14 protein-coding genes are annotated in these 10,842 nt (G+C 70.7%); 6 read left to right on the top strand and 8 right to left on the bottom strand.

From position 1 onward, the window contains the following. The 4 genes from VGR06_RS17115 to VGR06_RS17130 form a co-directional block, all read left to right on the top strand. Nucleotides 1–1,837 (top strand): helix-turn-helix transcriptional regulator (locus VGR06_RS17115; RefSeq protein WP_327560075.1); only part of this gene is annotated, 1,837 nt, incomplete at its 5' end. Between the two features lie 104 nt (nt 1,838–1,941). After that, complete coding sequence (locus VGR06_RS17120) at nt 1,942–2,304, top strand: VOC family protein (RefSeq protein WP_327560076.1); 363 nt, start codon at nt 1,942–1,944, stop codon at nt 2,302–2,304. After that, entirely contained in the window at nt 2,301–2,663 is a 363-nt protein-coding gene (locus VGR06_RS17125) for a hypothetical protein (protein WP_327560077.1), read from the top strand. Before VGR06_RS17120 ends, VGR06_RS17125 begins: the two co-directional genes overlap by 4 nt. 2 nt (nt 2,664–2,665) lie before the next feature. After that, entirely contained in the window at nt 2,666–3,136 is a 471-nt protein-coding gene (locus VGR06_RS17130; protein WP_327560078.1) for a hypothetical protein, read from the top strand. A gap of 73 nt (nt 3,137–3,209) precedes the next feature. Here VGR06_RS17130 and VGR06_RS17135 read toward each other — a convergent pair whose 3' ends face one another. The 4 genes from VGR06_RS17135 to VGR06_RS17150 are packed head-to-tail and all read right to left on the bottom strand — an operon-like array spanning nt 3,210 to nt 6,697. Next, a complete protein-coding gene (locus tag VGR06_RS17135) occupies nt 3,210–3,983 on the bottom strand; it encodes an enoyl-CoA hydratase-related protein (RefSeq protein WP_327560079.1) in 774 nt (257 codons plus the stop codon). 19 nt (nt 3,984–4,002) lie between these two features. Next, nucleotides 4,003–4,389: a type II toxin-antitoxin system VapC family toxin gene (locus tag VGR06_RS17140; RefSeq protein ID WP_327560080.1), complete on the bottom strand. Its 387-nt coding sequence runs from the start codon at nt 4,387–4,389 to the stop codon at nt 4,003–4,005. Further along, nucleotides 4,386–4,655 (bottom strand): AbrB/MazE/SpoVT family DNA-binding domain-containing protein, encoded by a 270-nt coding sequence (locus tag VGR06_RS17145; protein ID WP_414637286.1) that lies wholly within the window; start codon nt 4,653–4,655, stop codon nt 4,386–4,388. The genes VGR06_RS17140 and VGR06_RS17145 overlap by 4 nt, the downstream gene beginning before the upstream one ends. Before the next feature lie 41 nt (nt 4,656–4,696). Then, entirely contained in the window at nt 4,697–6,697 is a 2,001-nt protein-coding gene (locus tag VGR06_RS17150; protein WP_327560082.1) for a protein meaA, read from the bottom strand. 95 nt (nt 6,698–6,792) lie between these two features. Between VGR06_RS17150 and VGR06_RS17155 the strand changes: the two genes are divergently transcribed. Together VGR06_RS17155 and VGR06_RS17160 are read left to right on the top strand one after the other, a co-directional pair. Continuing rightward, on the top strand, nt 6,793–7,659 hold the full coding sequence (locus VGR06_RS17155) for a trypsin-like serine protease (protein WP_327560083.1): 867 nt from the start codon (nt 6,793–6,795) through the stop codon (nt 7,657–7,659). Between the two features lie 34 nt (nt 7,660–7,693). Continuing rightward, nucleotides 7,694–7,984 (top strand): hypothetical protein, encoded by a 291-nt coding sequence (locus VGR06_RS17160; RefSeq protein ID WP_327560084.1) that lies wholly within the window; start codon nt 7,694–7,696, stop codon nt 7,982–7,984. Here VGR06_RS17160 and VGR06_RS17165 read toward each other — a convergent pair. The 4 genes from VGR06_RS17165 to VGR06_RS17180 all read right to left on the bottom strand — a co-directional run. Beyond that, a complete protein-coding gene (locus VGR06_RS17165; RefSeq protein WP_327560085.1) occupies nt 7,981–9,240 on the bottom strand; it encodes a helix-turn-helix transcriptional regulator in 1,260 nt (419 codons plus the stop codon). The genes VGR06_RS17160 and VGR06_RS17165 overlap by 4 nt on opposite strands. Nucleotides 9,241–9,340: 100 nt before the next feature. After that, a complete protein-coding gene (locus tag VGR06_RS17170; protein ID WP_327560086.1) occupies nt 9,341–9,583 on the bottom strand; it encodes a hypothetical protein in 243 nt (80 codons plus the stop codon). Next, complete coding sequence (locus VGR06_RS17175; RefSeq protein ID WP_327560087.1) at nt 9,577–9,732, bottom strand: hypothetical protein; 156 nt, start codon at nt 9,730–9,732, stop codon at nt 9,577–9,579. The genes VGR06_RS17170 and VGR06_RS17175 overlap by 7 nt, the downstream gene beginning before the upstream one ends. A gap of 185 nt (nt 9,733–9,917) precedes the next feature. Continuing rightward, on the bottom strand, nt 9,918–10,842 hold a 925-nt coding region (locus tag VGR06_RS17180; protein ID WP_327560088.1), incomplete at its 5' end, for a gamma-glutamyltransferase.

A 10,842-nucleotide genomic window follows, 5' to 3' on the forward strand; every position in this document is an offset into this window, starting at 1 on the left:
CCTGCTCGGCACCGTGCTCGACGCGCTGGACATTCCCAAGTGGACGATGCGGGACGGCGTGTTCACCGGAACGCTGCGCTGGCAGGGAAAGCTGCTGGAGTTCCGGCACGAGCTGGTGCAGGCGGCGATCCTGGAGACCACCGCCGCACCCCGCCGCCAGCGGCTGCACGCCGTGCTTTTCGAACTGCTGCAACGGATCCAGCCGGAGGCGAGCGCAGAGCTGGTGCGGCACGCGGAGGGTGCCGGCGACGAGGCCGCCGTGCTGGAGCTGGCCCCGAAGGCCGCCGAGTGGGCCGCCACCCGGGCCGCGCACCGCGAGGCGGCCGCGCTCTACCGCAAGGCGGTCGACCGCGCGCGGCACGAGCCCGACGCGGTGCGGGCCGCGCTGCTGGAGAACGAGGCGGCGCAGCGCTACCTGGCCGGCGAGCTGGACCCGGCGCGGCAGGGCCACCGCGAGGCCGCGGCGCTGTTCCGGACGGCCGGCGACCGGCTCGGGGAGGGCCGCAACCTGGTCCGGGTGTCCGCGCTGTCGTTCCTCACCGGCAACTACGCCGACGTGGACCCGGCCGCGGGCGCGGTCGACGAGGTGCTGGCCGGGTTGCCGCCGAGCCGCGAGCTGACCATGGCCTACGACAACCAGAGCCGCCAGCAGTTCATGGCCGGCGACGCGGACGCCGCGGCGGACTGGGCGCGCCGGGCGCTGGCCGTGGCCGAGCAGCTCGACGACCCGGACCCGGTGCTGACCGCGAAGATCAGCCTGGCCGGCGCCCGGCTCTCCGGTGGCGACCTCACCGCGATCCCGGAGCTGCGCGCCCAGCTCCGGTCCGCGCAGACGCTGCGGCACGCCGACGACGCCGCGCGGGCCATGCTCTACCTCGGCTGGCTGCCGATCCAGCACCGGCACTACCCCGGTGTCGAGGCGATCCTGGACCAGGGCCTGGCGTTCACCAGCCAGCGCGGGATGACGTACTGGGAGCAGCTGATCGCCGGCGCGCGGGTGACCTACCTGCTCGACCAGGGCCGCTGGGCCGAGGCCGAGCCGGCCGCGACGGGCCTGCTCGACCGCGCCGACCTCAACACGCTGACCACGGTGCACGCGCTGGTCGCGCTCGGCCGGGTCCAGGCGCGGCGCGGCGAACCGGATCCGCTCGGGCTGCTTGACCGGCTGCGCGTCATGGTGGTCAAGCATCACAAGGCCGACCTGTTCACGCTGGCGTCCCCGGCACTGGCCGAGGCGGCGTGGCTGTCCGGCGACGCGGACGCGGTGGCCTGCGAGGTGCGGGCGGCGCTGGACCGCGGACCCGGCACCGAGAACCCGTGGTGGCTCGGGGAGTTGGCGTACTGGGCGCACCGCGTGGGTGCTCCGGTGCCCGGCGCGGGGCCGGTCGCCGAGCCGTACCGGTTGGCGCTCGCCGGTGACTGGGCGGCCGCCGCCGCGTGGTGGTCCGACCACGACTGTCCTTTTGAGACGGCCGTGGCGCTGTCCGCGGGTGACTCAGGTGCGGTGACGAAGGCTGTCGGCCTGTTCGACCAACTCGGCGCGCGGGCAGCGGCGGCGCTGGCCCGGCGGCGGTTGCGGGAGCTGGGCGTCGCCACGATTCCGCGCGGGCCGCGGGCGGAGACGGCCGCGAACAAGGCCGGGCTGACCCGCCGGGAGTCCGAGGTGCTCGACCTGCTGGCGCTCGGGTTGACCAACACCGAGATCGCACAACGGTTGTACCTGTCCGGAAAGACCGTCGAGCGGCACGTGTCCGCGGTGCTGCGCAAGCTGGACGCGCACAGCCGGGCGGAAGCGGTCGGCGCGGCCCGGCGGGTCGGCGCGCTGCCGCCAAGTTGAGGGTGCCCGCGGCTCAACTTGAGGGTGCGCAACCGATTCGCGGGGTCCCGGGCACGCCCTAGTTTTCTCCCCGTCGAGATCAACGACGAGACGAGGAGAAGATCATGGGAAACCCGGTTGGCTGGTTCGAGATCGTCGGCCAGGACGGCGCGAAGCTGCGCAGCTTCTACGGCTCGGTGTTCGGCTGGGAGATCAGCGAGAGCGACCCGGACTCCGACTACGGCCTGGTGGCCGCGGCCGAGAAGGGCATCGCCGGCGGGATCGGCCGCAGCCAGGACGGCGGCCCCGGGCACGTCACGTTCTACGTCGAGGTCGACGACCCGGCCGCGTACCTGGCCAAGGTCGAGGAGCTCGGCGGCAGGACCGTCGCCCCGCCGATGGACATCGAGGGCTGGGACATCACGATCGCGTTCTTCGCCGACCCGGAGGGGCACGTGGTCGGGCTGTCCAAGGGCGCCGTGCAGTGACCGTTCCACCGGTCGACTTCGAGCTCGACACGTTCCACCTGGTGCTGCTCAGCCGCGGCCCAATGGCCACCGAGCTGGACGAGGCGACCATCGAGCGGCTGGGCCGCGAGCACATCGCGCACAATGTCAGGCTCAAGGCCGACGGGCTGTTGCTGGGCGCGGGCGCCGTGGTCGGTGCGGCGTCCACCCGCAACGTGGACTCCGGCCAGCCGCTCGTCGGGCTCGGGTTCTGGAACATCCCGCGCGCGGAGGTGCTCCGCCTGAAAGACTCCGATCCCGGGGTCCAGGCCGGCCTCTACACCGCGGAGCTGGTCCAGTTCATGTGCCGCCGGGGAGCGATCACGTTCAAGGAGCCGTAACCATGGACACGACCGGACTACGCGCCGCGTACGCCGACTTCCTCGCCGTGGCGGAGGCGGGCGGTTTCGGGCCGCCGCCGCCCGGCGAGTGGGACGCCGACCACATCCTGGCGCACATCTACGCCGGTCACGCGCAGATCACGTCGATCGCGCTCGCCGTCGCCGCCGGGCTGCGCCCACCCTACGACAACCGACCGGGGCTGGACGGCTGGAACCTGCAACGGGTGATCGATCAGGCCGGTGACCGCGCCGGCCTCATCCGCCTCATCCGCCAGGGCGAGGAGCTCCACCTCGCCGTGACCGAGCACCTGACCAAAGCCGACCTCGAGGTCCAGGTCCCCGTGCTGATCATCTCCAACGACGAGGTGGTCGTCGACGAACCCTGGCCCCTCGCCCAGCTCGTCTTCGGCATCGGCATGGTGCACCTGCCCCGCCACGCCGACCAGCTCCGCTCGCTCCTCCCGGCCAACTGAGTGCGATGAATGCGTCGTTCCTCTCACTGGGCGTGAGGAAGGACGCATTCATCGCACCACCTCGGCGGGACTGCTAGTCCGGCCAGACGGGGTGCCGTTTCTCCAGGAATGCGGCCATCCCTTCGCGCGCGCCGGGGAGCTGGGAGGTCCCGGCCATCACCTCGAGGGCGATCGCGTAGGCGTCGGCCTCGGGCCGGTCAAGTTGGGCGTAGATGGTCTGCTTGCCGATCGCCTTGCTGGCCCGGCTGCCCCGTGTGGCCCGGGCGAGCAGCTCGTCGACCGCCTCGTCGAGTTGGTCGTCCGGGACCACCCGGTTGACCAGGCCCCACTCCGCCGCGGTGCGCGCGTCGATCACGTCGCCGGTCAGCACCAGCTCCATCAGCCGCTTGCGCCCGATCGACCGGGCCACCGGCACCGCCGGCGTGTGGCAGAACCACCCGCCCTTCCCGCCCGGCAGCGCGAACCCCGCCGACTCCGCGGCCACCGCGAGATCGCACGACGCCACCAGCTGGCACCCGGCCGCTGTCGCCAACCCGTGCACCCGAGCCACCACCACCTGCGGCACCGACTGGATCGTGCCCATCACCTCGGTGCACAGCCGCAAAAGCTCCCGTACCCCAACAAGATCCCGCGCCGCCACATCCCCGAAGTCGTGCCCGGCCGAGAAAACCGGCCCCTCCCCGCCCAGCACGATCCCCGTCGCGTCCGACTCGCCGGCCTCCCGGAACGCCCCCAGCAACTCCGCCAGATGCTCCCCCGACAACGAGTTCCGCCGCGCCGCCCGGTTCATCGTGATCCGAACCGCGTCCCCGTCCCGCTTGACCAGAAGGTGCTGGTAATCGGTCATGAGCCCAACGGTAGACCCATCAACGAATCAGCTCGACCGTCACATCCGGGAGGTCGAGATCCGCCCAGACCTTGTCGGCGGTGACCGCCACACCATCGGTCTGCGCCTGAGCGACGGCCAGGCAGGCACGGTCGCCAAGGGACAACCCGCACGCCCGGCCGGCGGACCAGAGCCGGGCGGCCCGCTCCGCATCGGTTCGGCCGAACGGCACGACGTCAACACCAAGAGCGAGCAGCGCCTGAACCGCCGAATGATCGGCCAGACCACGTTGAACGAGCTTGGCCAGGGTCTCCGACCAGTTGACCGAAGAGATCACGGCGCCGTCCAGAAGGTCGGCCACCCTGCCATGGCCCGGCTCCCGGTACAGCAGCGCCAGCAGGGCTGACGCGTCGAGTACATAGGTCACGGCCGGTCGTCCTCCCGAGCCGCCTCGGTCCGCCGGTCGGCGAGCAGTTCGTCGACCACGCTTCCGGCGTGGCCTTGCCCGGCCGCCGCCCGCATCACCTGTTCCTGGATCCGGGCAAGCAGGTGTGCCCGGTCCTCGAAGACCAGGCGACCGTCCTCGACGTAGGCGACCAACCGGTGACCAGGCGTCAGGCCCAGCTCAGCCCGCATCTGCACGGGTATCGTCACACGACCCTGCGCGTTGACTTCGACTTCCGAATGTGTCACAGATCCAGCCTATATGACACAGGGGGCTGGCACATGTCTGATCACTGGCTCGATAGGCCGCTGGCCTGGCGGATGACGGTGACGATGTCGGTCATCATGTCGTTGATCTGGAAGTTCCTGGGGGTGTAGACGCGGGCCACGCCGTGGTCGCGCAGGGTGCGGGCGTCTTCGGGGGGGATGATGCCGCCGACGATCACGGGGATGTCGGGGGCGCCGGCGGCGCGGAGGCCGTTGATAACCGCGGGGACGACTTCGATGTGGGAGCCGGAGAGGATGGAGAGGCCGACGACGTGGACGCCTTCCTGGACGGCGGCGGCGACGATCTGGTCGGGGGTGAGGCGGATGCCCTGGTAGATCACCTCGAAGCCGGCGTCGCGGGCGCGGACGGCGATCTGTTCGGCGCCGTTGGAGTGGCCGTCGAGGCCGGGTTTGCCGACCAGCATGCGCAGGGCGCGCAGGCCGAGGTCGGCGGCGGTGGCGCGGACGCGGTCGCGGACGGCGGACAGGGAGGTGCCGGGGTCGCCGGTGGTGGCGCCGGAGACGCCGGTCGGGGCCCGGTACTCGCCGAAGACCTCGCGCAGTGCGGCGGCCCACTCGCCGGTGGTGGCCCCGGCGCGGGCGCAGTCGAGGGTGGCGTCCATCAGGTTGGTGGCCGTGCTTGCCGTTTCCTTCAACACGTCGAGGGCTTTGTCTACTTCGGACTGGTTGCGTTGGGCGCGCCAGCGTTGGATGGCCTCGACGGCGCGCCGCTCGACGGCGGGGTCCGGGGAGTGGATCACGTCGGCGCCCTCGGCCTGCAGCGGGCTGGGTTCGGTGGTGTCGAAGCGGTTGACCCCGACGACGATCTCCGCGCCGCCCTCGATCCGGCGGCGGCGCTCGGCGAGCGAGGTGACCAGCGCGGTCTTCATGTAGCCGCTGTCCACCGCGGCCACCGTGCCGCCCATGGCGTCGACCCGCTCGATCTCCGCGCGGGCGCCGGTCACGATATCGTCCACTTTGGACTGTATGACCGGGGAGCCGTCGAAGATGTCCTCGTACTCAAGGAGATCCGTCTCGTAGGCGAGCACCTGCTGCATGCGCAGTGCCCACTGCTGGTCCCACGGCCGGGGCAGGCCCAGCGCCTCGTTCCAGGCCGGTAGCTGGATGGCCCGGGCCCGCGCGCCGCGGGAGAGGGTCACCGCGAGCATCTCCAGCACGATGCGCTGAACGTTGTTCTCCGGCTGAGCCTCGGTCAACCCCAAGGAGTTCACCTGCACGCCGTAGCGGAACCGGCGCAGCTTCGGATCCTCGATGCCGTACCGCCGCAACGTGATCTCGTCCCACAGCACGGTGAACGCGCGCAGCTTGCACATCTCCTCGACGAACCGCACGCCGGCGTTGACGAAGAAGGAGATCCGCCCGACCACGTCACCGAACCGCTCGGCCGGCACCTGGCCGGAGTCGCGCACCGCGTCGAGCACCGCGATCGCCGTGCACATCGAGAACGCCACCTCCTGCACCGGCGTCGCCCCGGCCTCCTGCAGGTGGTAGCTGCACACGTTGATCGGGTTCCAGGTCGGCGCGTTCGCCACCGTCCAGGCCACCATGTCGGTGATCAGCCGCAGGCTCGGCCCGGGCGGGAACACGTACGTGCCGCGGGACAGGTACTCCTTGATGATGTCGTTCTGCGTCGTCCCGGTGAGCGCCCCGACCTCCGCACCCTGCTCCTGGGCCACGGTGAGGTACAGCGCGAGCAGCCACATGGCCGTCGCGTTGATCGTCATCGAGGTGTTCGCCCCGGCCAGCGGGATGCCCTCGAACAGCTGCCGCATGTCCCCGACGTGGCTGACCGGCACCCCCACCTTGCCGACCTCGCCGCGGGACAGCTCATGATCGGGGTCGTATCCGGTCTGGGTGGGCAGGTCGAACGCCACCGACAGCCCCGTCTGCCCCTTCTCGAGGTTCCGCCGGTACAGCGCGTTGGACGCTACCGCCGACGAGTGCCCCGCATACGTGCGCATCACCCACGGCCGGTCCCGCTCGCGGTCGGTCGGATACGGCATCGGACACCTCCCGGAACTGCGTGAACCCAGCGTACTGGCCGGTAACCATTCCGGCAGGGGTGCCGTTTCTCACAGGCATGAGGTTCCATATCCACGTGCTGAAACGAATCGCGACCGCGGCCGCGGCCCTCACGCTGACCCTGACCTTCGCCGGCTCCGCGGGAGCGATCAACACCTACAACGCCGCGCCGGCGCCGGAGCGCACGGAGGTCGGCGCGCTGGTCGCGACCTGGGACGACGACGCGGACCCGGCCACGCCGGACCGGGTCGACTGGGTCTGCTCCGGCACGATGGTCGACCGCGACACGTTCCTCACCGCCGCGCACTGCACCACCGACTGGCCGCCGAACGTGAAGTTCTTCGTGTCGCTGGCCCAGGACGTGCAGGGTGCGCTGGACGCCGCGGCAGCCGCGCACCCCAGCGACCCGGCGGCCATCGCGGCGGCGGTCGGCGTCCAGGGTGTGGCGCACTCCGACCCGGCGTTCTCGGCCAGGCAGTCCGACCCGCACGACATCTCGGTGATCCAGCTGCCGGCCGCGGCGGTCGCCGCGCGGTGGAGCTTCACCCCGGCCACGCTGCCCACCGCCGGCCAGCTCGACGCGCTCGGGCCGCAGGGGCTGAGCACGACGGCGTTCACCGTGGTCGGCTACGGCACCCAGGAGGCCACGCGCGGCCCCGGCGGCCAAACCCACCCGGGCGGCGGCGTTCGGATGAAGGCGCCGGAGGGGTTCAACGCGCTCACCAACGCCTGGCTGCGACTCGACATGCACGCCCAGCACGGCAACGGCGGCGCCTGCTACGGCGACTCGGGCGGTCCGAACTTCGCCACGCTGAACGGCCGGCAGGTACTGGTCGCCACCACGATCACCGGCGACACCCCGTGCTATGCCACCAACGTCGTGTACCGCACCGACACCGCCAGCGCCCGCGGCTTCCTCGGCCAGTTCGTCACGCTGCCCTAGCTCAAAACCGGCCGCGCAGGCGGACAATGGGTGCGTGCCCGCCTACACCCTGCTGGTACCGCTGCTGGCCATCGCCATCCTGGCGCTGGTGCTGCGCTGGGCGTCGAGCCTGGACACCGACAAGGCCCACCGCAAGGACTACGGCCTGCTCCGCGAAGTCGCCAAAGTGCCGAGTTCCACCGCCGCCCGCATTGTCGAGCAGTGCCTGCAGGCGGCCGGCATCCGCGCCACGACCGTGCCCGCGGAGGACGGCAACGGCATGCGCATCTTGGTCTTCCCGGGCGACGAGAGTGTCGCCATCCAAGCGCTGCTCAATATGCCCTAACCCCGCAACGCCGAGGTCAGCGACGGGCTCAGCTCACGCACGCCCGGATGGTTGTGCCAGCGCCGCAACGTGGCCGCCAGTCGCCGGAGGTCCGCCCGCGCCGTCGCGGAGTCAACCGCCACGGCATCTCCGAGTAACTCATTCGTCAGCGTGCAGGCGTGGTCGACCTCGCCTACCGAGGCGTATGCCAGTGCCCGGACCGTGCCGTACCGGACCCGGGCACGCAGCGCGCTCCGCGGAATTTCGGCGATCTCCCGATCGAGGACCGCCACGGCGGCATGTGAGCGCCCGAGGTCGTACAGGCAACATCCGGTCTCTATGGCCACCGAGTCGCGGACAGCCCATGGGCCGAGGACCGGCTCGTCCTGTGGCTCGGCTTCGGCGATCCGAAGCAGCCGTGCGGCGTTATCCAGCGCGCGCATGCAACTGCCGTAATCTCCAGCGAGCGCGTGCCCCAAGCCCTCCTGTTGCGCTGCGAGACCGCGGATACGGGCAGGCGTGCGATGGTCGGCTTGGGCCCGCGCCGCCAGCACCACGGTGTCGCGTGGCTGCCCTCGAGAGAGGGCAATCACTGCCTGACGCACTACCGCGTAGGTGGCCATGGCGAGCCCGCCGTCGATCTCGACGGCCTTGCCGATCCACCACAGGGCAGCCCGGTTGTCTCCGGACTCCTGAGCCATCCACCCGGCATACTCGGCGTTGCGTGCCGCGAGCACTGCCAACTGATGGTCCAACCCGTGCTTTCGATCGGTGATCTGAGCGCCGAGCGCCTGGGCCTGCGCGATCACGAGCGGAAGCATGACATGCGGGCTCGTGGTCTGTCCCAGGATCCGTGTCTGTTCATACATGGCCCGGAAACTCGGCGCCAGATGCTCCGCTCCAGCCCGCACTCGCGTCGCCGGTTGCCGGATTGTCATCATGACGAGCGAGGCCGCGCCGGTAAACAGCGCGTTGCGGCGGCCCGTGGGAAAGAACCCGCTTTCGCCGTCCGGCTCCGGGCTCATCAACCACGCCTCGCCGTCGCCGGTGGCCGCGGTCTCCGGCGGAGAGATCTCACGCACCAGCCCGACCAGCGCCCCGTTGGCATCGAGGGCAGCGTCGCAGCGGCGGGCAAGATATTCCGAGGGCGGCATAGCGCCGGTTTCGATCTTGCTGAGGTAGCCTTTGCTGTAGTGCACCCGCCGGGCGAGCCCGGCCAACGAGATCCCGGCCTGAGTACGGATACGGCGCAACTCAATCCCGAAGTCGTCCGTCACCGTCCTATCGTGCGCCACTCCGTCTACGCGGCGCACCGGTTTCCTGTCTCCTGACATCAAGGAAACGAAATTGGACAGCTATTGGCGAGGTCGGCGCAGGTTAGCGCGCACCGGACGGTGTCATCCGTCGGCGTGTGGCGACCACGATCGCTACCAGTAGCAGCGGCGCGGTGAACACGCCGGCGAGCTGCCAGTCACCGGAGGCCGGGCTCGGGAGGATGTGTTCCTCCAGCACCGTGTTGTGTACGGGTGGTCCGGAGCCGACGCCGTTCTGGGTCTCCCACAGATTCAGCACCGGCGGACCGCCGCCCGCGCCGTTCTGGGCGTGGAAGAGGCTCAGCACCGGTGGGCCATCCGGCGTCTGACCGCGACCGCGACGGCCACCAGCAGGAGCGGCACCACGAACACCCCGGCGAGCTGCCCGTCTCCGGAGTTCGTACCTGGCAGAATGTGTTCCTGCCGCGCGGTGTACCCGAAAGCTGCGTGAGCCACGCCGCCCTGTGCGGCCAACAGCTGTAAAACGTGTTCCTGTGGCGCACACTGGTACCCGAAAGCTGCGTGAGCTATGCCGCCCTGGGTGTGGCTGGGATTCGTCAGGCCGTACTCGACCGCGGTTGGCATTCGGTTGCCCTTCCTTGAGAAATCGCGGCCCCGGAGAACCCCGCACCAGTGTGGCGTCACCGGCTGGTGAACACCACCCCCGCCGAGCTGCCGCCGCGGCGACTCGGCTCGCCGGCGGCCAGAACCTCGCCGCCGCGCAGGAACTCCAGGCCGGAGGCGACGCCGATGGTCGGCGCGATCTTGATGGTGGGGTCGAGCGGTGAGGTGTCGCTGACCGCGAACCTCTGCCCGAGCGCCAGCAGGCCCGATGTGGTCGGCAGGGCGATGAAATCGGGCTCGGCCTGGGACGTGGCGCCGTTGCGCTGGGAGGCCCGGGGGGCGGCGATGGCGTCGGGGAGGGACATGCCGAAGTCGATGCGGTTGACCAGGATCTGGGTCACCGTCGTGATGATCGACGCGCCGCCGGGAGAGCCGACCGCGAGGTACGGGCGGCCGTGGCGCAGCACGATCGTCGGCGACATGCTGGAGCGCGGGCGCTTGCCGGCGGCGGGCAGGTTCGGGTCGGCCGCGGTGCCCTGGGTGGGGGCGAAGTTGAAGTCGGTCAGCTCGTTGTTGAGCAGGAAGCCGCGGTGCGGCACCACGATGCCGCTGCCGCCGAGTTGCTCGATGGTGTGGGTGTAGGAGACGACGTTGCCCCAGCGGTCGCTGACCACGAAGTGGTTGGTGTGCGCGCCGTCGTTGCCGGCCCTTGTGTCTACTGTGGACAGGGTGCAGGTCGGGGTGCCGTTGGGGTCGCCGGGGGCGACCGGGCTGGTCAGGGCCTGGGCCGGGTTGATGAGGCAGGCGCGCTGCTTGGCGAACCGGTCGGAGAGCAGTTGGCGTTGCGGCACGGTGACGAACGCCGGGTCGCCGATGAACCGGTTGCGGTCGGCGAAGGCCAGCCGGGTGGACTCCAGGTAGTGGTGCAACGCCTGCACACGGTCCATTGTGGACAGTGGGAAGTTCTCCATGATGTTCAGCGACTCGCCGACGGTGATCCCG

The organism is Actinophytocola sp. (assembly GCF_036002505.1).
Classification (GTDB): domain Bacteria; phylum Actinomycetota; class Actinomycetes; order Mycobacteriales; family Pseudonocardiaceae; genus DASYTH01.

What these genes read in the sequence shown, in the direction of transcription:
- VGR06_RS17130 (WP_327560078.1), top strand. Translation starts at nt 2,666, where the DNA reads ATGGACACGACCGGACTACGCGCCGCGTACGCCGACTTCCTCGCCGTG.
- VGR06_RS17150 (WP_327560082.1), bottom strand. Translation starts at nt 6,697, where the DNA reads ATGCCGTATCCGACCGACCGCGAGCGGGACCGGCCGTGGGTGATGCGC.
- VGR06_RS17135 (WP_327560079.1), bottom strand. Translation starts at nt 3,983, where the DNA reads ATGACCGATTACCAGCACCTTCTGGTCAAGCGGGACGGGGACGCGGTT.
- VGR06_RS17120 (WP_327560076.1), top strand. Translation starts at nt 1,942, where the DNA reads ATGGGAAACCCGGTTGGCTGGTTCGAGATCGTCGGCCAGGACGGCGCG.